Origin of the sequence: Pseudoxanthomonas japonensis, assembly GCF_010093445.1 — a bacterium.
GTDB classification, from domain to species: domain Bacteria; phylum Pseudomonadota; class Gammaproteobacteria; order Xanthomonadales; family Xanthomonadaceae; genus Pseudoxanthomonas_A; species Pseudoxanthomonas_A japonensis.
The window spans coordinates 61,839-87,047 of sequence record NZ_PDWW01000016.1 but is presented as its reverse complement, the minus strand read 5'-3'; the positions used below and the strand labels follow the sequence as shown (position 1 = coordinate 87,047).

Annotated in this window: 19 protein-coding genes and 1 riboswitch; of the genes, 16 read left to right on the top strand and 3 right to left on the bottom strand. The window is 68.7% G+C overall.

Annotated features, from left to right (window positions below):
• Positions 1 to 154: 154 nt before the first annotated feature.
• Positions 155 to 823 carry a dethiobiotin synthase gene (gene bioD / locus CSC78_RS12085; RefSeq protein WP_162338102.1) on the bottom strand — a complete coding sequence of 223 codons (669 nt, stop codon included), beginning with the start codon at positions 821 to 823 and terminating at the stop codon, positions 155 to 157.
• Positions 824 to 953: 130 nt separating this feature from the next.
• Here bioD and CSC78_RS12080 point away from each other — a divergent pair, with 130 nt between their 5' ends.
• The 4 genes from CSC78_RS12080 to CSC78_RS12065 all read left to right on the top strand — a co-directional run bounded on the left by CSC78_RS12080 (position 954) and on the right by CSC78_RS12065 (position 4,535).
• Complete coding sequence (locus tag CSC78_RS12080) at positions 954 to 1,439, top strand: GAF domain-containing protein (protein ID WP_162338101.1); 486 nt, start codon at positions 954 to 956, stop codon at positions 1,437 to 1,439.
• Positions 1,436 to 1,807: a TfoX/Sxy family protein gene (locus CSC78_RS12075; protein WP_162338100.1), complete on the top strand. Its 372-nt coding sequence runs from the start codon at positions 1,436 to 1,438 to the stop codon at positions 1,805 to 1,807. Before CSC78_RS12080 ends, CSC78_RS12075 begins: the two co-directional genes overlap by 4 nt.
• A 99-nt stretch (positions 1,808 to 1,906) precedes the next feature.
• Positions 1,907 to 2,124: riboswitch (cobalamin riboswitch) on the top strand.
• A gap of 126 nt (positions 2,125 to 2,250) precedes the next feature.
• Entirely contained in the window at positions 2,251 to 4,137 is a 1,887-nt protein-coding gene (gene btuB, locus CSC78_RS12070; RefSeq protein WP_162338099.1) for a TonB-dependent vitamin B12 receptor, read from the top strand.
• Positions 4,138 to 4,241: 104 nt separating this feature from the next.
• Positions 4,242 to 4,535 carry a DUF2218 domain-containing protein gene (locus CSC78_RS12065; RefSeq protein ID WP_162338098.1) on the top strand — a complete coding sequence of 98 codons (294 nt, stop codon included), beginning with the start codon at positions 4,242 to 4,244 and terminating at the stop codon, positions 4,533 to 4,535.
• Between the two features lie 7 nt (positions 4,536 to 4,542).
• Here CSC78_RS12065 and dinB read toward each other — a convergent pair whose 3' ends face one another.
• On the bottom strand, positions 4,543 to 5,616 hold the full coding sequence (gene dinB, locus CSC78_RS12060; RefSeq protein WP_162338097.1) for a DNA polymerase IV: 1,074 nt from the start codon (positions 5,614 to 5,616) through the stop codon (positions 4,543 to 4,545).
• Positions 5,617 to 5,831: 215 nt separating this feature from the next.
• On the opposite strand from dinB, the gene fabA reads away from it, so the two are divergent.
• Together fabA and fabB are read left to right on the top strand one after the other, a co-directional pair.
• Positions 5,832 to 6,347 carry a 3-hydroxyacyl-[acyl-carrier-protein] dehydratase FabA gene (fabA, locus tag CSC78_RS12055; RefSeq protein WP_162338096.1) on the top strand — a complete coding sequence of 172 codons (516 nt, stop codon included), beginning with the start codon at positions 5,832 to 5,834 and terminating at the stop codon, positions 6,345 to 6,347.
• A gap of 2 nt (positions 6,348 to 6,349) precedes the next feature.
• Positions 6,350 to 7,558 carry a beta-ketoacyl-ACP synthase I gene (fabB, locus tag CSC78_RS12050; protein ID WP_162338095.1) on the top strand — a complete coding sequence of 403 codons (1,209 nt, stop codon included), beginning with the start codon at positions 6,350 to 6,352 and terminating at the stop codon, positions 7,556 to 7,558.
• Between the two features lie 5 nt (positions 7,559 to 7,563).
• Here the strand turns inward: fabB and CSC78_RS12045 are convergent, their stop codons facing one another.
• The gene (locus CSC78_RS12045; protein WP_162338094.1) at positions 7,564 to 8,652 is read right to left on the bottom strand and encodes a glycerophosphodiester phosphodiesterase; all 1,089 of its coding nucleotides are present in this window, start codon (positions 8,650 to 8,652) and stop codon (positions 7,564 to 7,566) included.
• A gap of 224 nt (positions 8,653 to 8,876) precedes the next feature.
• Here CSC78_RS12045 and CSC78_RS12040 point away from each other — a divergent pair, with 224 nt between their 5' ends.
• The 10 genes from CSC78_RS12040 (at position 8,877) to cphA (ending at position 25,189) form a co-directional block, all read left to right on the top strand.
• Positions 8,877 to 9,518 carry a DUF2170 family protein gene (locus tag CSC78_RS12040; protein WP_162338093.1) on the top strand — a complete coding sequence of 214 codons (642 nt, stop codon included), beginning with the start codon at positions 8,877 to 8,879 and terminating at the stop codon, positions 9,516 to 9,518.
• Positions 9,518 to 10,180 (top strand): PspA/IM30 family protein, encoded by a 663-nt coding sequence (locus CSC78_RS12035; protein WP_162338092.1) that lies wholly within the window; start codon positions 9,518 to 9,520, stop codon positions 10,178 to 10,180. Before CSC78_RS12040 ends, CSC78_RS12035 begins: the two co-directional genes overlap by 1 nt.
• Before the next feature lie 15 nt (positions 10,181 to 10,195).
• Positions 10,196 to 10,831, top strand: coding sequence for a hypothetical protein (locus CSC78_RS12030; RefSeq protein WP_162338091.1), 636 nt, complete (start codon positions 10,196 to 10,198; stop codon positions 10,829 to 10,831).
• A 30-nt stretch (positions 10,832 to 10,861) separates the two neighbouring features.
• Entirely contained in the window at positions 10,862 to 12,835 is a 1,974-nt protein-coding gene (locus tag CSC78_RS12025) for a flotillin family protein (protein ID WP_162338090.1), read from the top strand.
• Positions 12,836 to 12,922: 87 nt separating this feature from the next.
• On the top strand, positions 12,923 to 18,235 hold the full coding sequence (locus CSC78_RS12020; protein ID WP_162338089.1) for a DNA repair ATPase: 5,313 nt from the start codon (positions 12,923 to 12,925) through the stop codon (positions 18,233 to 18,235).
• A complete protein-coding gene (locus tag CSC78_RS12015) occupies positions 18,232 to 18,936 on the top strand; it encodes a hypothetical protein (RefSeq protein ID WP_162338088.1) in 705 nt (234 codons plus the stop codon). Before CSC78_RS12020 ends, CSC78_RS12015 begins: the two co-directional genes overlap by 4 nt.
• Entirely contained in the window at positions 18,933 to 20,036 is a 1,104-nt protein-coding gene (locus CSC78_RS12010; RefSeq protein WP_162338087.1) for a toxic anion resistance protein, read from the top strand. Before CSC78_RS12015 ends, CSC78_RS12010 begins: the two co-directional genes overlap by 4 nt.
• A 301-nt stretch (positions 20,037 to 20,337) precedes the next feature.
• Positions 20,338 to 21,513 carry a beta-aspartyl-peptidase gene (iadA, locus tag CSC78_RS12005; RefSeq protein WP_162338086.1) on the top strand — a complete coding sequence of 392 codons (1,176 nt, stop codon included), beginning with the start codon at positions 20,338 to 20,340 and terminating at the stop codon, positions 21,511 to 21,513.
• Between the two features lie 16 nt (positions 21,514 to 21,529).
• Positions 21,530 to 22,369: a cyanophycinase gene (locus CSC78_RS12000; protein WP_162338085.1), complete on the top strand. Its 840-nt coding sequence runs from the start codon at positions 21,530 to 21,532 to the stop codon at positions 22,367 to 22,369.
• Between the two features lie 21 nt (positions 22,370 to 22,390).
• Positions 22,391 to 25,189, top strand: coding sequence for a cyanophycin synthetase (gene cphA / locus CSC78_RS11995; RefSeq protein WP_162338084.1), 2,799 nt, complete (start codon positions 22,391 to 22,393; stop codon positions 25,187 to 25,189).
• Positions 25,190 to 25,209 lie beyond the last annotated feature (20 nt).

Sequence of the window (25,209 nt, the reverse complement as noted above, 5' to 3'; positions counted from 1 at the left end):
CCGCGCAGCCGACCCGGCAGCCCCCACGCTGCCGGGTTTTTTATTGCCCGCGGCGCGCCATGCCTCCGGGCGCCATCGCGTAGCGTGCGCCATGCGCACGTCTCGAGGTGCGGACAGAGTGCAGCAGGTTCTGCGGTCGTGCGCGTGGCGCGCGCTACGGATTGACCTGGAGATGACGGGCCATTGTGCTCGCGCTGGCACCGGGCGCATACGGCAAGCGCCCCCAGCACGGCACCGGCATGCGCGCGGACAACAGCGCGAAGTTCTCGTCCCTGCGCTCCATCTCCGGATCGACTTCGTTCGCGATCCAGCCGACCAGCCGCGCTCCGTCATCCTGGATCGCCCGCGCGCTCAAGCGCGCGTGGTTGATGCAGCCCAGTCGCATGCCCACAACGAGCACCACGGGAAGACGCAACTCCTGCACCAGGTGGCGCTGGTCCAGCGTCGCCGTCAGCGGCGCGGCCCAGCCCCCGACGCCTTCCACCAGCACCAGGTCGGCCAGCGGACGCAGGCGCTCGAACGCTGACACCAGCACCCCGAGTTGCACATCGACGCCCGCATCGCGCGCGGCGATCTCCGGCGCCAACGGCGCGGGCAGCGCGTACGGATTGAGGTCGTCGTAGGGCGGCACCGGGTCGCTGGCCGCCCGCAGCGCGAGCGCGTCGTCGTTGCGCCAGCCCTCGGCGGTCGCCACGCAACCGCTGGCGACCGGCTTCATGCCGACCGCGTGCAACCCGCGTGCACGGAACGCATGCAGAAGCGCGGCGCTGGCGACCGTCTTGCCGGCGCCGGTGTCGGTGCCCGTGACGAAGAGCCTGTCCATTGCGTGCTCCGTCACGTTCCGGGGATTAGCGTGGCGCGGCCGTGTCCTGCAGGCGGCGCTTTCGGGTAATGCAACTTCATACCGGGATCATATCCGGCCCTTCCCGGACCCGCGGAGTAGAATCGACCGCATGTCATTCACTTCCCAGACGCTCACCGGCAGCAAGCCGGAACAGTACGCGCAGTTGGCCGAACAGGCGCGCGCCCTGCTGGCCGGCGAGCCGGACCGGATCGCCAACGCCGCCAACCTTGCGGCGCTGCTCTACCACGCCTTGCCGGACTTCAACTGGGCGGGCTTCTACTTCTTCGATGGCCGGGAATTGGTGGTCGGTCCGTTTCAGGGACTACCAGCCTGCGTGCGGATCCCGTTGGACAAGGGGGTCTGCGGAGCCGCCGCACGCACCCGCCAGACCCAGCGCGTGGACGATGTCGAGGCCTTCCCGGGCCACATCGCCTGTGATTCGGCTTCGCGCTCGGAACTGGTGGTACCGCTGGTGAAAGGGGATGAACTGGTCGGTGTGCTCGACTTGGACAGCCCACGCCTGGCGCGCTTCGATGCCGACGACCAGGCGGGCATGGAACGCATCGCCGCCATCTTCGTGGATTCGCTGACATGACAGGCACCAAGCTGCGCAACATCGGCCCCAAGTCCGCCGCCTGGCTGCGCCAGGTCGGCCTGCGCACGCAGGAGGACCTGGAGGGCGTGGGTGCAGTGGAAGCCTTCATCCGGGTCAAGCGCGCGGGCTTCCGGCCCAGCCTCAACCTGCTGTACGCGCTGGAAGGCGCCTTGCTGGACTGCCACTGGCAGCAACTGCCCGAAGACCGCCGCGCGGAACTGCTGGTGGCCTACGATGCCGCCGCCGCCCTGCTGCCGCCGCCGCGCGGCCGCCCCGCCGCCGGCCCGGTGACCACCACGCACACCGAGCGCGAGGAAGACACGGGCCCGTCGCTCAATCTGTTCGACTCGCCCGGTGGCGAGGACTGACAGCACGGTAGCGTCGAGCTTGCTCGACGCCGTGCACCGTCCGTTGCAGAAGAGCAGCGGAGCAAGCTCCGCTCTACGTGGCCGTCGGGTGCTTCCCGTATACTGCGCGCGCTTTCAGGTGACCCTGGCATTCCTGCCGTGGGTTGAAACGGGAAGCCGGTGACCCGCACAGGCGGCATTCCGGCGCTGCCCCCGCAACGGTAGGCGAAGACAACCGCGGCATCGGCCACTGTGCGACCACGCATGGGAAGGCGCCCCGGCAGCGTGCACGGCACGCCTTCGCAAGCCCGGAGACCGGCCTGGGAGTCCACTGGTTGCGATGCGGAGGGCGTCGCGGCGTGCCGCGCCGCCGTTCGCCTGCTGCGCTGTCCGCAACGTTCCTCTCCGTCGTCGCAACTCCACGCCGAACAATGCGCGCGGGGCGCGCCATGGAGTTGAGTCCGATGTACATCCGTCATTCCCTTTCCCTTCTGACCACCGCGGTCGCCCTGGCGCTGCCGTTCGCCGCGCACGCGCAGAACGCCACCGACCTGGACGAAGTGGTCGTCACCGGCACGCGCACCGACGTCGCGTTGCAGGACAGCCTGGCGCCGACCCAGCTCATCACGCGCGAGGAGATCGAGCGCAGCCAGTCGCGCTCGCTGGTCGACCTGCTGAAGGGTCGCGCCGGTATCGGCTTCACCAACCAGGGCGGGCAGGGCAAGCTGAGCAGCCTCAACATCCGCGGTACCGAATCCGACCACGTGCTCGTGCTGGTCGACGGCATCCGCATCGGTTCGGCGACCGCCGGCCTGGCCTCGTTCCAGGACCTGCCGGTCGACCAGATCGAGCGTATCGAGATCGTGCGCGGTCCGCGCTCCAGCCTGTACGGCTCGGAAGCGATCGGCGCCGTCATCCAGATCTTCACCCGCCGCGGCAGCCAGGGCCTGTCGCGCGAACTGCGCATCGGTGGCGGCAGCCACAACCTGCGCGAAGCCAGCGGCGGCTTCGCCTACGGCGGCGAACGCGGCTGGATCGGCGCGAATGCGGCGTACCAGGAAACCGACGGCATCAACGCCTGCCGCGGGTCGGGCACGCTGTTCCAGGGCTGCTTCACCGACGAGCCCGATGACGACGGCTACCGCAATGTCTCCCTGAATGTCCGCGCCGGCTACAGGCTGACCGATGCGTTGACGCTGGAAGGCCACGCACTGAATGCCGACGCCTTCAATGAGTTCGACGGCAGCATCTACGGCGGCAACGAAGCCGACAACGTGCAGCAGGTGCTGGGCAGCAAGCTGACCTGGAAGCCGTCAGCCGCCACCACGCTGACCGCTCAGGTCGGTCGCGCGTCGGACAAGTCGCACAACTACTACAACGACGCATCCAGCAGCCCCAGCGCCGACATCAGCACGTTCGACACGCGTCGCGACACGGCCTCGCTGCAGGGCGACTTCGCGTTCGGCGAACAGCACCTGCTGAGCGCCGGTGCCGACTGGCAGCGCGACGAAGTCACCAGCAGCGTCGACTTCATCAACGACACCGTCGGCGTGCCCGTGGACAGCCGCGACAACACCGGCGTTTTCATCGAGTACCAAGGCCGCTTCGGCGCGCAGCAGGTGCAGGCCAGCGTGCGCAACGACGACAACGACCAGTTCGGCAACCACGTCACCGGCAACCTGGGCTGGGGCCTCGGCTTCGGCGGCGGCTTCAAGCTGACCGTCAACGCCGGTACCGGCTTCAAAGCGCCGACCTTCAACGACCTGTACTACCCGTTCTCCGGCAATGCGCTGCTGGAACCCGAGCGCTCCAAGACGCTCGACATCGGCCTGTCGCAGTATGGCGATGCATGGAACTGGGGCGTCAACGTCTACGAGACGCGCATCGAAGACCTGATCGCGCTGGACAGCAACTGGTTGCCGGCGAACACCGACGAAGCGCGCATCCGCGGCCTCGAACTGACCGGCGCGGTGACGCTGGCCGGCTTCGACATCGCCGCGCAGGTCAGCCACACCGATCCGCGCAACCACACCGCCGGCGCGAACTACGACAACCTGCTGGCACGCCGCGCACGCAACACCGCGCGCCTCGACGTGGACCGCGCGTTCGGCGACTTCCGCATCGGCGTGACCGGCTACGGCGCCAGCCACCGCTACGACAACGCCGCCAACAGCGTCCGCCTGGCCGGTTACGGCACGCTGGACCTGCGCCTGGAATACGCGATCACCGACGAATGGTCGCTGCAGGCGCGCGCCAGCAACGTGTTCGACCGCGAATACGAAACGATCGCCTGGTACAACCAGCCCGGTCGCGAGTACGGCCTGAGCCTGCGTTACAGCGCGCGCGACTGAGTCGCACGTCGAATCCGGGGCCGGCAATGGACTGTTCCGTTGCCGGCCTTGTCGAAGGAGGGACCCGGACGTAAACAGGAAACTCCCCTGATGCGATCCCGTCGATGAACGCCACGTCCTCAGTCACCGTACGCCCGAACGACCCCGCCAAGCTGCTGCGCACCCTGTGCAACCACTGGCGGCACAAGTTCGAGATCGAACGCCCCGACGACGACCACGCCCGCATTCCGTTCAGCGAAGTCGGCCCGGCCGACTTCGCCGTGGACGGCGATGCGCTCGTCATCACGCTGTACCAGCCGGAAGCAGAGCCGCGCGAGCGCCTGCAAGGCGTGATCGCCTCGCACCTGCGCCGCTTCGAGCGCAACGAAGACCTCGCCTTCGAGTGGCGTACAGCCTGATCGGCGCCTAGGCTTCCTGCGGGTCGAACAATCCCGCCTGCACAACCGCCTCGTCGCGATCGCGGAACCCTGAAAGCCCCACACCGACCAGACGGTACAGCGTCGCCGCCGGCATATTCACGCGCTCGCGCAGGGCCAGGGCGATGTCGATGAACGCCTGCGCCGAGGCCGGCGGCGACTCTGGCGTGAAGCTGCGCGTCAGGATGCGGAACTGCGAGGTCTTCAGCTTCAGCACCACCGTGCGCCCGACGCGCTCGGTCTTGCGGCTGGCGGCCCACGCCTTCTCCGCGATGCGCACGATGTGCGGCTCCAGTTCTGACAACGGCAGATCGGTGGCGAAGGTGTCTTCGGACGAGATCGACTGCACCGGCTGATCCGGCTCGACCGGCCGCTCGTCGATGCCGCGCGCGCGCCGGTACAGGCCTCCGCCGAAGCTGCCGTAGCGCGCTTCCAGCTCATGCTGCAAATACGCACGCAGATCGCCGACGGTGCGGATGCCGTCGGCGTTGAGCCTGCCCTGCATCACCTTGCCGACGCCGGGAATGCGCTCGACCGGCAGCGGCGTCAGGAACGCGTCGACCTGGTGCGGCCGCAGCACGAACTGTCCGTCCGGCTTGCGCCAGTCGGAGGCGATCTTGGCGAGGAACTTGTTCGGCGCCACACCGGCGGATGCCGTGAGCTGCGTTTCCTCGCGGATCTGCGCGCGGATGGTCTCGGCCACGGCGGTCGCGGTCGGCAGGTCGGACTTCGGCGCGGTGACGTCGAGATAGGCTTCGTCCAGCGACAGCGGCTCGACCAGATCGGTGTGACGCAGGAAGATCTCGCGCACCTGCCGCGACACTGTCTTGTAGCGGATGAAATCCGGCGGCACGAACACCGCCTGCGGACACAGCCGCTCCGCGCGCACCGCCGGCATCGCCGAGCGCACGCCGAACACGCGCGCTTCGTACGACGCCGCGCACACCACCGAACGCTCGCCACGCCACGCGACCACCACCGGCCGTCCACGCAGCGACGGATCGTCGCGCTGCTCCACCGACGCGTAGAACGCGTCCATGTCGATGTGGATGATCTTGCGCATCACGCGATGATATCGGCCGCCGTACGCAATCGCATGGATGCGGATGGAAACAATACGGCTGCGTGTGGAGTCGCGGACAGAATGCGCGAAACCCTTGCCGCAATTGCGTTGGCCGGATGGTACGCCGGCGTATGGAAAAAACACCGTTGATCTGCATCAAGACAAGCGTATGCACATGTGTGCATTATTTGCGCCTTCGCAGAACGGACCACGCAATGAACGCCCCCGCTTCCTTCTCGCGCGAACAGCTGCTGGCCAGCGCGCGCGGTGAACTGTTCGGCCCCGACAGCGGCCGCCTGCCCAACGACCCGATGCTGATGTTCGACCGCATCACCGAGATCCGCCAGGGCGGCGGAACGCATGGCAAGGGCATGGTGCGCGCGGAACTCGATATCCATCCGGACCTGTGGTTCTTCCAGTGCCACTTCCTCGGCGATCCGGTGATGCCGGGCTGCCTGGGCCTGGATGCGATGTGGCAGCTGACCGGTTTCTTCCTGACCTGGATCGGCGCGCCCGGCCGCGGCCGCGCGCTCGGATCGGGCGAGGTGAAGTTCACCGGTCAGGTGCTGCCGACGGCGAAGCGCGTCAGCTACGAGATCGACATCAGCCGCGTGGTCAACCGCAAGCTGGTGCTGGCGGTGGCCGACGGCCGCATGCTGGTCGACGGCCGCGAGATCTACACCGCGCGCGACCTGCGCGTGGGCCTGTTCACCTCGACGGAGAGCTTCTGACCATGCGTCGTGTCGTCATCACCGGCCTCGGCATCACGTCCTGCCTGGGCAACGACGCGGACACCGTGTCGGCCGCGCTGCGCGAAGGCCGCTCGGGCATCCGCCACATCCCGCAGTACGCCGAACTCGGCTTCCGCAGCCACGTGGGCGGTGCGCCGGAGATCGATCTCGACGCGCAGATCGACCGCAAGCAGAAGCGTTTCATGGGCGACGCGGCCGCGTTCGCGCACATCGCGCTGCGCGACGCCATCGCCGATGCCGGCCTAGACGAGGCCCTGGTCAGCCAGCCGCGCACCGGCCTGATCGCCGGCTCTGGCGGCGGCTCGGCCGAATGGCAGATCGAAGCCGCCGACCTGCTGCGCGCGCGCGGCATCCGCAAGGTCGGCCCCTACATGGTGCCGCGCACGATGTGCTCCACCGTGTCGGCGACGCTGGCCACCGCGTTCAAGATCAAGGGCGTCAGCTATTCGATCTCTGCAGCGTGCGCGACCTCCGCGCACTGCATCGGCGCCGCGGCGGACCTGATCCGTGCCGGCCGCCAGGACATCGTCTTCGCCGGTGGCGGTGAGGAACTGCACTGGGCGCTGACCATGATGTTCGATGCCATGGGCGCGCTGTCCAGCAAGCGCAACGACGACCCGACGCATGCCTCGCGTCCTTACGATGCCGACCGCGATGGCTTCGTCATCGCCGGCGGTGGCGGCATGCTGGTGCTGGAGGACTACGACCACGCAGTGAAGCGCGGCGCACGCATCCATGCCGAACTGCTGGGCTACGGCGTGACCTCCGACGGCGCCGACATGGTCGCGCCGTCCGGCGAAGGCGCCGTGCGCTGCATGCAGATGGCACTGGAAGGCGTCACCGCACCGCTGGCCTACCTCAACACGCACGGCACCTCGACGCCGCTGGGCGACGTGATCGAGCTCGAAGCGATCCGCAATGCGCTCGGCGACAACCTGCCGCCGATCTCGTCCACCAAGGCGCTGTCGGGCCATTCGCTGGGCGCTGCCAGCGTGCACGAGGCTATCTATTGCCTGCTGATGATGCGCGATGGCTTCATTGCCGGCTCCGCCAACATCGAGACACTCGATGAAGGCGCCGCCGCGTTCCCCATCGTGCGGGCGAGCCGCGATGCCACGCTCGATACGGTGATGTCGAACAGCTTCGGTTTCGGCGGCACCAACGCCAGCCTGGTGTTCGGCCGGGTGTAAGCGACTCAGCGGGCGTCGACCGCGCGACGCCCCAGCGCCGGATCGTCGGTGAAGAAGCCGCCGATCCCCAGCGCGAGATAGGCGCGTATCTCCTCGACGGATCCCGCGTCGCTACGCGTGCCCGGATCGTCGCCTTCGCGCAGCGCCGGCGGGAGGAAATGGTTCTCCGGACGAAACGTGTAGGGCCATATTTCCAGACCCGCCGCGCGCGCGTCCGCCGCCAGCGGGGTTGGCGTTCCGAGCGTGCCGTCATCGGTGACCGGCATCAGCAGTCGCGTCCATGGCCCGATGATCTCCGCGTACCCGGCGATGTCCCGCAGCCCTGCCGGCGTCATCAGGTCGGCATAGCGTGTGGGATCGCCAGCAGCCAGCGCATCGCCCGGCTGCCTGCCGGGTACCTCGAGCAGTTGCAGCAGCCGGATGTTGGGATGCGAAGGCCCCAGGCGTCCACGCAGCGCACGCAGGTTGGCCTGCTCGAACGACTGGATCACCACCGGTGCTTCGCGCGTGTAGGCATGGGCGGCGAGTACCTCCAGCAGGCGATGCTCCATCGGCAGCCCGATCTGCTGGAAGTGGCTGGGATGCTTGATCTCCGGAATCAGGCCGACGGTGCGGCCGGTGCATGCGGCCTGTTCCGACGCCAGCGCGATGATTTCGTCCAGCGTCGCGATTTCATGCCGGCCGTCGTGTGCGGTGCCTCGGAGTCCGGGCACGCGCTCGCGTACCCGTAGCGTCTTCAGCTCGGCCAGGGTGAAATCCTCGGTGAACCAGCCCTCGACCGTCTCCCCATCGATCACCTGCGTGCGCTGGCGCTCGGCGAACTCGGGCCGCTGGGCGACATCGGTGGTACCGCCGATCTCGTTCTCGTGGCGCGCCACCAGCACGCCGTCGCGCGTGGCGACCAGGTCCGGCTCGATGTAGTCCGCACCGTCGGCGATCGCGCGCCGGTACGCGGCCAGCGTGTGCTCAGGCAAGTGCGCGCTGGCGCCGCGATGGGCGATGACGAGCGGCTCTGCCCGTCCCTCGGCGGACAGGGCGGCGGACAGGGCGGCGGTCATGGCGAGCAGGAACAGGAACAGGCGGTGGAGCGGCATCGGCGAATCATCATCGTCTCGACCATACCACGCGCGGCGCGCGGCCCGGAAAGCACGAAGCCCGGCGGCGACCGGGCTTCGCTGCAACGCGGGAGGAGAGAGGGACCTCGTTGCCGGCGCCATTGTCGATGCCGCCTGTTACACGCGCGCGACAGCCGTCACCCGCCCCGGCGGTGCCGCACCGCCGCTTGACAAAATTACATGTAATAACTACGTTCGCTTTCATGACAGCTCCACGTCCCGCGCTCAAGGCTTCCACGCTGCACGTTCGCAATTACCGCGAGCGCATGCGCGAGCAGGGGCTGGTCAAGAAGGACGTCTGGATCCGGCCGGAGTACGCGGAGGAACTGGCCGCCATCGAGAAGTCGATGCGGGAATCCGAGCGCGAGGCCGGCATCCCCTACCTGCCGACACAGCCCATCGAGGCGGGATGGACGGTGCCGGCGATACGCCATGCCATCGGCCAGACGAGCGCGGTCCGTGACGGCCTGCTCAGCGTGGAGACCATCGAGGGCGCCGAGCCCAGCCTGCACCTGGTGATGCACGAGTACGGCGATCTTTCCGTGTTCCTGGCCGTGGGCGGCGAGCAGATCCTGGTCGAGGCCTATCTATGGCCGGTGGACGACGTGATGGACCCCGCCGCGTTCAACGCGCACGTGCTCAGCACGCATGTCCTGCTGCCGCTCTCCACGATCGGCATGCAGCGGATCGGCGGCGTCGCGGGGTATTCCATGTTCGGCGCGCTCGACAGCCACTCCAGCCTGGCCAACGTCATGTTCGAGATCGAGACGCTGGCCGAGAACGTCATCCACGCCACCGACGCCTACCGCCCCTACCTGCGTGTCGCGCAGAAGGCGAGGGCCTGATGCCCGACGCACTGAGAAGCCTGTTCAAGCGCATCCAGGACGGCATGGAGGGCGTCGCCGACGCCGTGCTCGGCGAACGCGCCGAACGCCTGCTGGACAGCGAGATCCGGACGGTCGACGACGGTTTGCACGCAGCCCGTGGCGATCACGCGGCCGCGAAGGCGCGGCGCATCGCCAACGAGCGACGCCAGGCGGAACTGGCGACCGATATCGCCACCGCCGAAGCGAAAGTGGAGAGCGCGCTGCGCCAGCGTCGCGCCACGCAGGCGCACGCGGCGGCCACCGACGTGGTGCGCCTGCAGGCTCGGCGCGATGAACTGGTCACTCAAGGTCGTGATCTTGCCGCGCAGGAGCACCACTTCGCACATGCCAGCGAACAGCTGGAAGGCCGGCTGCGGCGCCTGAAGCACCAGCTCGACATCCTGCGTACCAGCAACAGCCTGCAGCGCGCACAGGCCACCGTGGCGCGCAGGCAGCCCGGCGAGGCAACGTATCCGGAGCCGGCCTTCGCTTCGGCACAACGGATGAAGCGTCGCACCGGCGGCCCATCCGTTGCCGGCACGATAAAGGGTGAAACAAGCGCGGCGGCAACGAGCGACCCCGCGCAGGCCGTGCTGGCACGGGCCCAGAAACGCATCACGTCGTCCGCGCGCAAGCGCTGAACAGGGGGAGCCACGATGAACGAGTTCCTGAATACCGCCCTGACCTTTCCCACACTGGTGTACAGCGTGCTGCTCGCGTTCTGCACCGTGTACTGGCTGATGGCGTCCACCGGCATCGTCGATATCGATGCCGTCGACGGCTGGCTGGCCACCGACGGCGACACAGCAGAACCCAATGTGGTCGCCGGCATGGTGGCTAGGCTCGGCCTGTCCGGCGTGCCGATGATGCTGGTGCTCACCGTGCTGTCCTTCTTCGGCTGGCTGATCACCTACTTCGTGCACCTGCTCCTGCTCCAGCACCTGCCAGACAGCGTGCGCTGGATCGCCGGTGCCGGCACGCTGGTCGCGGCCCTGCTGCCCGGCGCACTGGTGACCTCGCTGCTGCTGCGCCCGGTCGCGGCGGTGATCGCTCGCCTGCGCCCGCCCGTGCCGCCCTCCGTCCTGGGGCGCGCCGGCGCGGTCATCTCGCCGTACGCGGACGCCGACGGCGGACGCGCGCACTTCGACGACGGCGGTGCCGGCCTGATCCTGCAGGTCCGCACGCTGCCGGGCGAACGCTTCTCGCGCGGCGATCGCGTCGTGCTGATCGAGCACGTCGAAGCCGACAACACCTACCGCGTCATGTCCGAAACCGCCTTCCACCAGCAGTAAGTACCCGCGCCGTCTACAAGGAGTTCTGCAATGACTACCGCCACGATCCTCCCCTTCGTCATCGGACTCGCCGTCCTGCTGGTGCTGGGATTCGGCCTGATCGGCATTTTCAAGGCCTTCTACAAGAAGGTCGAACAGGGCACGGCCCTCATCGTCAACGACATGAGTTCCAGCCCCAAGGTGCATTTCACCGGCGCCCTGATCATCCCGGTGCTGTACAAGGCCGAGCTGATGAAGATCAGCCTGATCACCCTGCAGGTGGACCGCCGCGGCAAGGAAGGCCTGGTCTGCAAGGACAACATGCGCGCCGACATCGCGGTGGCGTTCTACCTGCGCGTGAACGAGACGCCCGCCGACGTGCTGCGTGTGGCCAAGGCGATCGGCGCCGACCGCGCATCCGACAAGCACGCCGTGGACGAGCTGTTCAACGCCAAGTTCTCCGAGGCGCTGAAGACGGTCGGCAAGAAGTTCGACTTCACCGAGCTGTTCGACAAGCGCCAGGAGTTCCGCGACGAGATCGTCGCCGTCATCGGCCAGGACCTCAACGGCTACGTGCTGGAGGACGTCGCCATCGACTACCTGGAGCAGACGCCGAAGCACCTGCTCGACCCCAGCAACATCCTGGACGCCGAAGGCATCCGCAAGATCACCGAGCTGACCGCGCGCCAGAACGTGCAGACCAACGAACTGGAGCAGAACGAGAAGCTGGCGATCACCAAGAAGAACACCGAGGCCCGCGAAGCCATGCTCGCGCTGGAGCGCCAGCAGGCCGAAGCCGAAGCGCGCCAGCAGCGCGAGGTCGAGACCGTGCGCGCCCGCGAAGCCGCCGAGACCGCCAAGGTGATCGAGGAACAGCGCCAGGTCTCCGAGCGCGCGCGGCTTGAGACCGAGGAGCAGATCAAGATCCGCGAGCAGGAACAGCTGCGCCAGGTCGAGGTCGCCGAGCAGAACCGTCGCCGCGCCGTCGCCATCGAACTCGAGCGCGTCGCGCGTGCCGAACAGCTGGAGCGCGTGAATACCAACAAGGAAGTGCAGATGCAGGAAGTCGACCGCGACAAGGTGGTCGAGCAGGGACGCATGGAAGTCGCCAACGTCATCCGCGAGCGCACCCAGATCGAGCAGACGGTCGCCGTGGCCGAAGAGAAGATCAAGGAGACCCGCGAAGTCGCCGAGGCCGACCGGGCCAAGCAGGTGACCGTGCTGGCCGCCGAGGCCGCGGCCCAGGAGACGCTGGTCAAGGACGTCAAGGCGGCCGAAGCAGCGGAACAGGCGGCGCGCCATCGCGCGGTCGAGATGACGGTACTGGCCGAGGCGGAACTGCAGGCGGCCGGCAAGCAGGCCGAAGCCAAGCGCGTGCTGGCCGACGGCGTGCGCGCCGAAAGCGCCGCGCCCGGCCTGGCAGAAGCACAGGTGCAGGAAGCCAATGCCGTGGCAATGGAAAAAACCGGGCTGGCCGAAGCGCGCGTGCTGGAAGCCAAGGCCGATGCGACCTACAAGCAGGGCAACGCCGACGCCCGCGTGCTGACCGAGCGCCTGAGCGCCGAGGCCGACGGTGCGCAGAAGCTGGGCCATGCCAACGCCAGCGCCACCCAGGCGATGGGCGATGCCGAGGCCAGCAACATCGCCAAGAAGATGTCCGCCGAGGCGGAGGGCCTGACCTCGAAGTTCGACGCCATGGGCAAGATGAGCCCGGACGCGCGCAGCCACGAGGAGTTCCGCATGCTGCTGGAAACCCAGCTGCGCCAGCTGCTGGCCTCGATCGACGCGGGCAAGGCGATCTCGCGCGAGAACGCCGAGATCCTGGGCAGCGCGCTGAAGAGCGCCAACATCGAGCTGATCGGCGGCGACGGCGGCGTGTTCAATGCGCTGACCAAGGGCGTGTCGCTGGGCAAGGCGCTGGAAGGCATCGTCGGCGAAAGCCCGATCGCGGCGCAGCTGCTGGGCCGCCTGGCGGGCTCCGGCCTGCCGGTGGCCGGCCGGCAGGGCGAAGCGACCGACGCCTGATCCAGCGCGCCTGAGCCGGGCCGGCGGCGCGTGCCGCCGGCCCCGATTTCCGCATCGACCGCCCAGGACGGGCGAGGATGAGGTCCGATGTCCGATACACCGAACACCGAAGTCCCCTCCACCGACGCGCAGGTCGACCAGGCCGTCGCCCAGGGCGGCGCCTACGACGTGCTGCGCCGCCGCCTCGACGAGCAGGGCGCCCGGCTGCGCACCGTCGTGGAAGCGCTCAACGCGCGCCGCCTGCAGGAATTCGGCGACAGCCGGATGGAAGCCATCGGCCGCCTGCGCATCCGCACCGAGCACAACTCGGTCGGACGCGACATCGTGCAGGTCGGCGACCTGCTGCTTTTCGGCTTCAACGTCTACATGGGCCTGAAGACGACCACCTCGGTCGCCGACGTGTTCGGCATCTACCGCCTGGTGGAGGCCGGCGAAGGCTACGACGTGGCGCCGGTCGACATCGCCGCGAGCTTCCTCGCGGACGGCGCGTTCCAGCGCGACTTCAGCGAGCTGTACAGCTACTACAAGGACGCGCGGCTGCTGCAGCTGATCGTCCGCGACGGCCGCCTGCTGATGGCATTCCAGATCGGCCTGAAGAACACCGACGTGCGCGTGTTCCGCTGGACGCTCACCTCCGAGGGCGAGGTGAACTACCTCGACGCCCGTGGCGAGCGCGACATCGTGCTGCCGCCGCCGTTCGACTTCGAATGGACGCGCGCGACCAAGGACATGGAGGTCAGCGGCCGCCATCCGCACCTGAACATCCTCGACACCCTGTTCGTCGAGACCATCGGCGGCGACCTGACGCTGAAGGTGGAGAACAACACCGAGACCGGCGCCGGCGTCTACAGCGAGCCGGTCGAGGACCGCACGCAGTCGCTGGACGACGCGCAGATCGAGTTCGCGCGCGTCGGCTCGCTGATCCTGCTGAAGGTGCTGCCGTACCGCGAGAGCGTGTGGCGCGGTCTGGTCTACAACACCCAGACCGGCAAGGTGACGCGCCTCGACGCCATCGTGCAGGCCTGCATCCAGCTGCCCGAAGACCACGGCATCATCTTCCCCGGCGGCTACTACCTCCAGAACGGCGAACACAAGGCCTTCGATGCCGCCGTGCAGGACATGCAGTACAAGCGCACGATCCGCTCGCCGAACGGCGAAGACGTGATGTACGTGTTCTACGAGCGCGAAACTGGCCAGGCCGCGCTGCTGGTCTACAACCTGGTGCAGCGCCGCCTGCAGCCGCCCGTGCTCGCACACGGTTATGCGCGCCTGCACGATGGCCGCATGGTGCTGTTCCGCGCCGAGAACGACGACCCCACCCGCGTGCACCCGATGCAGGTGTGGCAGACGCCCTTCAGTTCCGACGAGTTCGCCGCAACACGACCCGCCGGCACCTCGTTCATGGCCAAGCTCGGCAATGCCGAGCTGGTGCGTGCGGTGTCGAACCTGTTCGACCTGGCCCGCGAGATCGAGCGCGACGACGTCTCGGCGCAGCGCTACCAGTTGCTGACGCACGGCACGCGCCGGCTGTTCGACCTGCACCACTGGATCGACGACGCGCAGTGCGAGGGCCTGGCCACGCTGCTGCACGAGATCGCCGGTACCGGCGAGTCGGTGCTGGACGAGTACGAGAAGGTGCAGGAGATCCGGCGCCAGTCCGAGACCTCGATGGCGCAGGCACAGCGCGACCATCGCGCGCTGCTCGGCCGCCTGCAGCCGGAGGGATGGAACGGCATCGGCGAGTTCGTCGAGGCGCTGGGCGCGGTCTCGCGCCTGCGCGGCCACCTGCTGACCATCCGCGACTACCGCTACATCGACACCGCCGCCATCGACGCGATGACGGTCGCGCTGCAGGACGCGCATGAGCGCGTCGGCACCGCGACCGGGCAGTTCCTGGCCGGCGAGAAGGCACTGGCGCCGTTCCAGCAGCGTCTGATCGAACTGGATGCGCGCGCCCAGAAGGCGGCCAGCGCGCGTGAACTGGCCGAGGCCATCGACGCGATGCAGGGCATGGCCGGCGAGCTCGACATGCTGTCCGAGCTGATGGCGACGCTGAAGGTCGACGACGCCACCCAGCGCACCCACGTGGTCGATGCCCTGTCGGCGATCTATTCGAAGCTCAACCAGACCCGCGCGCGCGCCACCCAGCGCCGCCGCGAGCTGGGCTCGGCCGAAGCGGTGGCGCAGTTCGGTGCGCAATTCACCCTGTTCGGCCAGGCCGTCAGCAACGCGCTGGCGATGGCGACCACGCCGGAGCGCGCCGACGAGCAGCTGTCGCGCTTGATGGTGCAGTTGGAGGAACTGGAGAGCCAGTTCGGCGAGCACGAGCAGTTCCTCGGCGACATCCTGTCCAAGCGCGAAGAGATGCTGGAGGCGTTCGAGGCGCACAAGCAGGCGCTGCTGGACGACCGCCAGCGCAAGGCGCAGTCGGTGCAGGAAGCCGCCAACCGGATCCTGGAAGGCCTGGCCCGGCGCACGGAACGCTTCACCACGCCGGACGAACTCAACGCGTTCTTTGCCGGCGATGCATTGATCCTCAAGCTGCGCGAACTGGCCGGCCGCCTGCGCGAGCTGAAGGACTCGGTGAAGGCCGACGATATCGAGGCACGCATCAAGGGCGCCCGCGACCAGGCCGTGCGCGGACTGCGCGACCGCAGCGACCTGTTCGAAGACGCGGGCAACGTCATCCGCCTCGGCCCGCGCCACCGTTTCAGCGTCAACACGCAGCCGCTGGACCTGACGCTGATCCCGCGCGGCGACACGCTGGCCGTGCACCTGACCGGCACCGATTATCTGGAGCCCCTGCAGGAACCGGCGCTGGACGCGCTGCGCGCCTACTGGGACGTCACCCTCGAGTCCGAATCGCCCACGCTGTACCGCGGCGAGTACCTTGCCTGCCGGCTGCTGCAGGATGCGCTGGCGGGCGAAGGCGGCCTGGGCGCGGGTCAACTCCACCACGCGCTCGCCGATCCGGAAGCCCTGGACCGCATCGTGCGCGACTACGCCGCGCCGCGTTATCGCGAGGGATACGAGAAGGGCATCCACGACCACGACGCCGCCGCGATCCTGCGCGCCTACCTGCCGCTACGCCTAGCTGCGGGCACGCTGCAGTACGCCCCCGCGGCGCGCGCGCTGGCGGTCGCCTGGTGGTGCCGCAGCGATGCGACGCCGCAGGACACGACCGACCGCATCCGGGCGGCACGCGCGATCGATGCGATGTCGCCGGCGGGCCGCGCCGTGCCGACGCTGCGCGACGAGCTGGCGACCGCCATGGTCGAATGGGTGCAGCGCGATGCACTGCCTTTCCCCGCCACGGACGCATCGGCCGCGGCCGCCTTCCTGACGGATACCGTCACCGCGGCGACGCCCACGTTCCGTTTCACCCATTACGCCGAATCGCTGGTGGTTGCGTTCCGCGCACGCCTGGCCGACGAGGCCGGTGGCAGTGTGCTGGCCAGCGCATTGCAGCGCTTGGACGCACGTCCGGCCGCGGCATGGTCGTTGCTGCGGCAGGCGCTGGACGCGCTGACCGCACTGCCCGACCAGGCCCATCTGGCCGCGTACGTGCCGGAAGCGATCGCGCTGTTCCGCCACGGTGCGCAGCTGACGCACGTGGTCGAACACGTGACCCTGATGACGACGGTCGAAGGACTGCTCGGCGAACACGCACGCATCCGCGAGGGAAGGCTCCCGTTGGCCGTCGACGATCTGCCGGCGCGCTTCGTCGCGCATCGCGAGCACTTCGTGCCGGCCTGGCAGCGTTACCAGACGCTGCGCGGCGAGGTCGCGCAGCGGGAGCGCGCGGCGATGCGCCTGTCGGAGTTCAAGGCGCGCCCGCTGAGCTCGTTCGTGCGCAACAAGCTCATCAACGACGTCTACCTGCCCGTCATCGGCGACAACCTCGCCAAGCAGATGGGCACCGTCGGCGAGAACAAGCGCAGCGACCTGATGGGTCTGCTGATGATGATTTCGCCGCCGGGCTACGGCAAAACCACGCTGATGGAATACGTGGGGCATCGGCTCGGCCTGGTCTTCATGAAGATCAACGGCCCCGCGCTCGGCCATGAGGTGCGCTCGCTGGATCCCGCACAGGCGCCGGACGCGACCTCGCGGCAGGAGCTGGAGAAGCTCAACCTGGCGCTGGAGATGGGCAACAACGTGATGCTGTACCTGGACGACATCCAGCACACGCATCCCGAATTCCTGCAGAAGTTCATCTCGCTGTGCGACGGCACGCGCCGCATCGAAGGCGTCTGGCGCGGCAAGACCAAGACCTACGACATGCGCGGGCGCAAGTTCGCGGTGGTGATGGCGGGCAACCCGTACACGGAGTCCGGCGAGATCTTCAAGATCCCGGACATGCTGGCCAACCGCGCCGACATCTACAACCTGGGCGACGTGCTCGGCGGCATGGAGGACGCGTTCCTGCTGAGCTACGTGGAGAACTGCCTGACGTCCAACCCGGTACTGGCGCCGCTCGCGACCCGCGACATGGCCGACCTGTACCTGCTGGTCGACAAGGCCCGCGGCAAGGACGTCAGCACCAACCAGCTGTCGCATGCCTACAGCGGCGCGGAGATCGGCGAGATCGTCGCCGTGCTGCAGCGCCTGCTGACCGTGCGCGACGTGGTCTATCGCGTCAACCAGCAGTACATCGCCAGCGCCGCGCAGGCCGACAAGTACCGGGTGGAGCCGCCGTTCCGCCTGCAGGGCAGCTACCGCAACATGAACAAGCTGGCGGAGAAGATCTCGCCGGTGATGAACGCCGCCGAGCTGCAGCAGCTGATCTCCGACCACTACCTGGGCGAGGCGCAGCTGTTGACCACCGGTGCGGAAGAGAACCTGCTGAAACTCGGCGAACTGCGCGGCACGCTGACAGGCGACGAACAGGCGCGCTGGCAGCAGATCAAGGCCGACTTCCTGCGCAACAAGGCGATGGGTGCGGAGGACGCCGATGTCGGCGGCCGCGTCGTCGCGCAGCTGGCCGACATCGCCGTCGGCCTGCAGCGCCTGGGCGAACCAGCGCCGGTCGAAGCAGCGCCGCCCGCACCGTGGGAAGCACTGCTGTCCGCACTGCAGTCGCTGCGCACGCCGGAACCGGTCGCCGCACCTGCGCCTGCACCGGCGATCGATACCGCGCCGGTGCTGGATGCCCTGCAGCAGACGATGGCACGCCAGGACCAGCTCAACGCGGCGCTCGTCGCGCTGGCGCAGGCGATGCGCAGCACCGCGACGGCGCCTGCGCCTGCGGGCACGCGCAAGGCCAAGCCGCGTTCGCCGCGCGAAGCCGAGTTCGACCAGGTGATCGCAAGCCTCGCGTTCAAGGAAGAGCGCCCGACGCCGACGCTGGACGTGTCGCCCGCGGTGCCGGACGACGGCACGGAAGACCACCCGCGGTGAAACGGTCTGTCGCCGCCGACGCCGACGCGCCCGGCCTGTCCGACCACGCCGCGGCCATCCGTGCATTGGCGCAGGCCAGTGCGGGCGACTTGCAGACGACGCTGCGCGACCTGCGCACCGTGCTGCTCTCGGCAGACCCACGCGCACTGCGTCGCAGCGTCGGCTTCTGGGGTCGCCTGATCGGCCGCGACATCCGCCTCGCCGCGGAAGCGCGCTCGCTACGCGAACGCAGCGGCATTCTGTTGCGACAGGCCGGCTTCGAGGCAGAGCGACTGCATCGGCAGCATGCGACACTCTCCGGGCATGCGCAGCGGCTACGCGACGCCTGTGTGCAGCTACAGCAGGAGATCGATAGCCTCGCGCGCCGACAGGCTGCCGCAGAAGGCGGCACGCCTGCCGGCACCTCGCGGCTCGCGCATCTCGTCACGCTGCGCAGCGCCTACGAGATCACCGCCAGCCAGCTTGATCTCGTCGCGGCCAACGCGCTCGCCATCGCTGAACGCCACGCGCAGCAGCTGCCACGCCTTTGCGTGCTGCTGGACCAGCAGCAGGGCGTCGCCGCCGGTGCAGGTCATGGAATGCAGCTATCCTCCGCCATGCGGACGATAGATGAGCTGGAAGCCCACATCGAACACCTGCCCGTACCGTCCGCCGCACAGGCAACGGCCGCGCAGCGAACCCAACCCCAGGAGGCCCCATGACGACGACGAATCCCGAACAGACACTGGTCCCCGCGGTGCTGTCGCCACAGTTGCTGACCGACCTGGGCCTGGAAAGCGCCGACATCCCGCGCATCCAGGAAGCGGCGAAGGCGCTGCAGGACATCGCACCCGGCAATCTGCACACCTACGGCCGCGAAGCCACGACGAAGACCAGCGCCTTCAGCACGCAGCTGCTGGACAAGGTCCGCAACGCCGACCTCGACAGCAGCGGCGACAAGCTGGGCGACGTCGTGCGCATCGCGCGCTCGCTGAACCTGGACTCCTTCCACGGCCGCTCCAAGCTGCCCATCCTCGGCCCGCTGATCGACAAGATGCGCGCCACCAAGGACGACCTGGTCCAGCGCTACAGCTCGACCAACCGGCAGATCGACCAGCTGATGGGCGATGTCGGCAAGACCCAGCAGATCCAGCAGCAGCGCGTGCGCGAGTACGACCAGATGCACGACATCGTGCTGGACGAGCGCCGGGAGCTGGGCGTGCACGTGGCCGCCGGCCGCGTCCGCATCGCCGAGCTGGAAGCGGAACTGGCCTCGCTGTCCGGCCAGGAGGATCCCGAATCACGCACGCGCCGCGCCGCGCTCGACACCGCGCTGCGCCTGATCGACAAGCGCGTGTCCGACCTGCAGGTGCTGCAGCACGCGGCCGACCAGACGCTGCCGATGATCCGCCTGATCCAGGCCAACGCGATCCAGCTGATCGAGAAGTTCAGCGCGGTGCGCGACGTCACCATCCCGATGTGGCGCAACCAGTTCGCCATCCAGCTGTCGCTGGCCGACCAGCGCAATGCGGTCGAACTGGCCAATGCGATCGACGATGCCAGCAACGAGCTGATGCGCAAGAATGCCGAGCTGGTCCATTCCACCGCCGTCAGCACCGCGCGCGCCAACCAGCGCTCGGTGATCGACGTCGAGACGCTGCGTACGGTCAACGAGACGCTGATCCGCACCGTCGAGGAAGTCCGCGAGATCCACCGCGAAGGCATGGCCAGGCGCAAGCAGCTGTCCACCGAGCTGGTGGACATGCGCGAAGACCTGGAGAAGCGGCTGGCACTGCCGACGGCAGGCAACGCCACGCCGTAATGCGATGGGGACGCGCGGCAGGCGAAGATCGACCCGCGCGTCTTCCCGTGGCCGATGCCGGCATCGAGGGATTGCGACATCCAGCGCCGGTCGACGCGACTGCACTGCGCCACGCCAGCCCAGCTCAGCTCACATAACACCGCCGCCAATCCCGTCGACCCGGACGCCGTGCGGCGATCCGTTCCGCGCCGCCAACGTGCCCACGCCCGGTTAGACTGGTCCGCCGCGCGGATGACCGCGTCGGGATAGCCGCGGATCGAGTGAAGATGAGCGATAACGTCAACGGAATGGTCGACAGCTGATGACGACCACCCTGATCCGCAACGCGGATGTGTACGCGCCCGAACCGCTGGGTCGCCACGACCTGCTGCTCGGCGGCGGCAAGGTGCTGTGGATCGGCACCGATGCGCCCGATCTTCCGGCCGCCTTCGGCGCGCAGGTGATGGACCTGGCTGGCCGCCGGCTGGTGCCTGGCCTGATCGATGGCCACGTGCACGTCACCGGCGGCGGTGGCGAGGCCGGCTTCGCCAGTCGCGTGCCGGCGCCGACGCTGTCGCGCTATACCCGCAGCGGCGTGACCACGGTGGTCGGCCTGCTGGGCACCGACGATGTCGCCCGCAGCACGCGCGAACTGGTGGCCCACGTCAACGCGTTGCGCGAGGAGGGCCTGTCGGCGTGGGGATATGCCGGCGGCTACCACCTGCCGCCAGCCACCGTGACCGGCAGCGTGCGCGCGGACCTGGCCTTCATCGACTGCCTGATCGGCGTGGGCGAGCTGGCGATCAGCGACCACCGTTCCAGCCAGCCGACCCTGGACGAGTTGCTGCGGATCGCGTCCGACGCGCACGTGGCCGGACTGATGACCGGCAAGGCCGGCCTCCTCCATCTGCACCTGGGCGACGGCCCGCGCGGCTTGGACCTGGTACGGCGCGCGCTCGATCAAAGCGAGCTGCCGCCGCGGGTGTTCAATCCGACCCACGTCAACCGGCGCAAGGCGCTCTTCGACGAAGCCATCGAACTGGCGCGGCGCGGCTGCAGCATCGACATCACCGCCTTCCCGGTGGACGAGGGCGAGGACGCGTGGAGCGCGGCCGATGCGCTCGTCCGCTACCTCGACAGCGGTGCCCCGCGCGACCGCGTCACCATCAGCTCCGACGCCGGTGGTTGCCTGCCCTGCTTCGATGCGCAGGGCCGCGTGTGCAGCATGGACGTCGGCCACTCCGGCGCGCTGGTCGACACGCTGCGCGAGCTGCTGGCCCGCGGCATCGCCCTGCAGGACGCGCTGCCGGCCTTCACCTCCAACGTCGCCGGACTGCTGCGCCTGCCGGGCAAGGGCAGCATCGCGGTGGGCGCCGACGCCGACCTGGTGGCGCTGGACGCCACCGGCGCGGTGACCGACGTGTTCGCCGGCGGCCAGTTGCACCTGCGCGATGGCGCGGTGCTGCGGCGTGGTACGTTCGAATCGCAAGACACCTGAAACACCGGAGCACTCGATGCCAAGCAAGCCCGTCAACGGGGAACACCGCGGCTGGATCATCCCGATCGGCGGCGCAGAAGAGAAGGAAACCAACCCGCGCATCCTGGCGCGGTTCGTCGAACTCAGTGGCGGCGCCGATGCCGACATCGTCGTCATCCCGACCGCGAGCCGGTTGAAGGAATCCGGCACCCGCTACGAAGACCTGTTCCGTGGCATGGGGGCGACTCGGGTCGACGTGCTGGACTTCGACACCCGCCGCGATTGCCAGGAGGAAGGCCGGCTGGCGCGGCTGGCGGAAGCCAGCGGCATCTTCTTCACCGGCGGCAACCAGTTGCGCCTGTCCACCATCCTCGGCGGCACCCAGGTGGCGCGCTGCATCCGCCTGCGCAATGCCCAGGGGGTGACGGTGGCCGGTACCAGCGCCGGTGCCGGATTCCTGAGCGAGCACATGATCGCCTTCGGTGCCGAGGGCTCGTCGCCGCGCGCCAGCAGCGTGCGCCTGGCGCCCGGGCTGGGCCTGACCAACCGCTTCGTGATCGACCAGCATTTCCGCCAGCGCGACCGCCTCGGCCGCCTGACCGCGGCGCTGGGCTACAACCCGTTCGCGATCGGCATCGGCCTGGACGAGGACACCGCCGCCTTCATCTCGCCCGACGATACGCTCGAGGTCGAAGGCAGCGGCGCGGTCACCGTGGTCGATGCCCACGACCTGCAGTTCTCCTCGATGGCCCAGGCCGGCGAGGACGACCCCGTCTGCCTGCTGGGGCTGGGCGTCCATATCCTGATCGCCGGCGCCACCTTCAACCTGCATACGCGTCGGGCCTCGGCCGGCCGACTGGCGACCCGCAAGACCTGATACGACAAGGGAACCTCCTGCATGCGCATCCTCGAACGCTCCGTCTACGTTGGCCCCTCGCAGCATGCGCACTTCCCGGTGATCCGGCTGCTGCTGGACCTGGGCGAACTGGAACAGTGGCCCACCGCGCGCCTGGGCCCCGGCTTCATCGACGGCCTGGTGGCCGCGGTGCCGAGCCTGGCCGAGCACGGCTGCTCTTACCGCGAGCCCGGCGGCTTCCTGCGCCGCATGCGCGAGGGCGAAGGCACCTGGCTGGGCCACGTGCTCGAACACGTGGCGATCGAACTGCAGAACATCGCCGGCGAGGACGTCACCTTCGGCAAGACCCGCAGCGTCGACGGCCGCCCGGGCGTCTACACCGTGGTGTACGAATACGCCCAGCGCGAGGAAGGCATCGCCGCGGGCGAGCTGGCGCTGAAGCTGCTGTGTTCGTTGATGCCCGAAGAGACCCGCCCTTCGGGCAGCGTGCCGGCGGACTGGCACTGGGAAGAAGCGCGCGACGACTTCATCCGCTATGCGCAGAAGCGCGCGCTCGGCCCGTCGACCGCGTCGCTGGTGCGCGCCGGCGTGGAGCGGGGCATTCCGTGGCTGCGGCTCAACAACCAGTCGCTGATCCAGTTCGGCCACGGCAAGTACCAGCAGCGCATCCAGGCCACGATCACCGGCAAGACGCCGTACATCTCGGTGGAACTGGCCAGCGACAAGGAGGAGACCAACAAGATCCTCGGCTCGCTCGGCCTGCCGGTGCCGCGCCAGCACCTGGTCACCAGCCAGTCCGAAGCGGTCAAGGCCGCGCAGCGGCTCGGCGGCCCGGTGGTGCTCAAGCCGTACAACGGCAACCACGGCCGCGGCATCACCATCAACATCAGCGGCGATGACGAGATCCGCGCCGCGTTCGATGCCGCGCGCGAGCATTCGCGCTCGGTGATCGTGGAGACCTTCCAGGAAGGCGCCGACCACCGCCTGCTGGTGGTCAATGGCGAACTGATCGCGGCGACGCGACGCACGCCCGGCCACGTGGTCGGCGACGGCCGCAGGACCATCACCGACCTCGTCGAGATCGTGAACCAGGACCCGCGCCGCGGCGTCGGTCACGAGAAGGTGCTGACGCGGCTCGAACTCGACCGCGAGGCGAACCTGATGATGGAGCGCGTCGGCTACACCGCCGACTCGGTACCGGAGGAGGGCGAAGTGGTGTTCCTGCGTTCCACCGCCAACCTCTCCACCGGCGGCACCGCGACCGATGTCACCGACATCATCCATCCCGACAACCGCGACATGGCGGTGCGCGCGGTGCGGGCGATCGGCCTCGATGTCGGCGGCGTGGACTTCATCAGCCCCAACATCGCCGAGAGCTACAAGAACATCGGCGGCGCGATCTGCGAAGTGAATGCCGCACCCGGCTTCCGCATGCACGTCGCGCCGAGCGAAGGCACGCCGCGCGACGCCGCCGGCCCGGTGATCGACATGCTGTTCCCGCCGGGTACGCCGTCGCGGGTACCGATCGCGGCCGTCACCGGCACCAACGGCAAGACCACCACCGCGCGCATGCTCGCGCACATCACCAAGATGGCCGGCTACACGCCGGGCCTGACCACCACCGACGGCGTATACATCGACGGCCAGCGCACGGTGGAAGGCGACATGACCGGCCCGGTGTCGGCACGGATGGTGCTGTCCGATCCGCACATCGACCTGGCGGTGCTGGAGACCGCACGCGGTGGCCTGCTGCGCGCCGGCATGGGCGTGCCGGAGGTGGACGTGGGCGCGGTGCTCAACATCGCCGCCGACCACCTGGGTCTCAAGGGCATCGACACGCTGGAACAGCTGGCGGAGATCAAGCGCATCGTGGTGGAAGTGGCGAAGGACTGCGCGGTGCTCAACGCCGACGACGTCAACGTGCTGAAGATGTCGGGCTACACCGACGCCAAGACGATCTGCTACGTCACCATGAACCCCTCGCACGCGCTGGTGCGCGAGCACATCCGCGCGGGCGGCCGTGCCTGCGCGCTGGAGGCCGGCGTCAACGGCCACATGGTCACGCTGTACGACAAGGGCAGCCACATCCCGCTGATGTGGACGCACCTGATTCCCGCCACGCTGGAAGGCCGCGCGCTGCACAACGTGCAGAACGCGATGTTCGCCGCGGCGATGGCGTTCTCGCTGGGCATCAAGCTCGACGCGATCCGCCAGGGCCTGCGCACCTTCGACACCACGTTCTTCCAGGCCCCGGGCCGGATGAACGTGTACGACGAACATCCGTTCAAGGTCGTCATGGACTACGCGCACAACGCACACGCAGTGGGGATGATGGCCGACCTGGCCCAGCGCCTGGACGTCGCCGGGCGCCGGATCGTGGTGGTGGCCGCCCCCGGCGACCGCCGCGACGAGGATATCCAGGACATCGCCCGCGCGGTGGCCGGCCGCTTCGACCATTACGTGGTCAAGCGCGACGACAGCCTGCGTGGCCGCGACGGCGACGAAGTACCGCGGATCATCGCGCGCGCACTGCAGGCGGCGGGCGTGGCCGACACGGCGATCGAACAGATCCCCGACGAGCAGCAGGCCATCGACGCCGCGCTGCGCATGGGCAAACCCGGCGATCTGGTGCTGGTGTTCGCCGATGCGCTGGCCCGCTCGTGGAAGCAGATCACCAAGTTCACGCCCGAAGGCGCCGAGCCACGCAGCGCCCGCGTGGTCGAACTGCCATCGCTGGCGCCGGCGCCCAGCGCCGACGAGGCGGCCGTGGCGGCGATGGAGGGCGTGATCCGCGAAGAACGCGGCCTGGTGTTCGCACGCCATGACGAGGACAGCGATTGAGCGATGGCGATCCGCAACCG

Coding starts and splice junctions, on each gene's coding strand:
- bioD (WP_162338102.1), bottom strand. CDS start 823: ATGGACAGGCTCTTCGTCACGGGCACCGACACCGGCGCCGGCAAGACG.
- CSC78_RS12080 (WP_162338101.1), top strand. CDS start 954: ATGTCATTCACTTCCCAGACGCTCACCGGCAGCAAGCCGGAACAGTAC.
- CSC78_RS12075 (WP_162338100.1), top strand. CDS start 1,436: ATGACAGGCACCAAGCTGCGCAACATCGGCCCCAAGTCCGCCGCCTGG.
- btuB (WP_162338099.1), top strand. CDS start 2,251: ATGTACATCCGTCATTCCCTTTCCCTTCTGACCACCGCGGTCGCCCTG.
- CSC78_RS12065 (WP_162338098.1), top strand. CDS start 4,242: ATGAACGCCACGTCCTCAGTCACCGTACGCCCGAACGACCCCGCCAAG.
- dinB (WP_162338097.1), bottom strand. CDS start 5,616: ATGCGCAAGATCATCCACATCGACATGGACGCGTTCTACGCGTCGGTG.
- fabA (WP_162338096.1), top strand. CDS start 5,832: ATGAACGCCCCCGCTTCCTTCTCGCGCGAACAGCTGCTGGCCAGCGCG.
- fabB (WP_162338095.1), top strand. CDS start 6,350: ATGCGTCGTGTCGTCATCACCGGCCTCGGCATCACGTCCTGCCTGGGC.
- CSC78_RS12045 (WP_162338094.1), bottom strand. CDS start 8,652: ATGCCGCTCCACCGCCTGTTCCTGTTCCTGCTCGCCATGACCGCCGCC.
- CSC78_RS12040 (WP_162338093.1), top strand. CDS start 8,877: ATGACAGCTCCACGTCCCGCGCTCAAGGCTTCCACGCTGCACGTTCGC.
- CSC78_RS12035 (WP_162338092.1), top strand. CDS start 9,518: ATGCCCGACGCACTGAGAAGCCTGTTCAAGCGCATCCAGGACGGCATG.
- CSC78_RS12030 (WP_162338091.1), top strand. CDS start 10,196: ATGAACGAGTTCCTGAATACCGCCCTGACCTTTCCCACACTGGTGTAC.
- CSC78_RS12025 (WP_162338090.1), top strand. CDS start 10,862: ATGACTACCGCCACGATCCTCCCCTTCGTCATCGGACTCGCCGTCCTG.
- CSC78_RS12020 (WP_162338089.1), top strand. CDS start 12,923: ATGTCCGATACACCGAACACCGAAGTCCCCTCCACCGACGCGCAGGTC.
- CSC78_RS12010 (WP_162338087.1), top strand. CDS start 18,933: ATGACGACGACGAATCCCGAACAGACACTGGTCCCCGCGGTGCTGTCG.
- iadA (WP_162338086.1), top strand. CDS start 20,338: ATGACGACCACCCTGATCCGCAACGCGGATGTGTACGCGCCCGAACCG.
- CSC78_RS12000 (WP_162338085.1), top strand. CDS start 21,530: ATGCCAAGCAAGCCCGTCAACGGGGAACACCGCGGCTGGATCATCCCG.
- cphA (WP_162338084.1), top strand. CDS start 22,391: ATGCGCATCCTCGAACGCTCCGTCTACGTTGGCCCCTCGCAGCATGCG.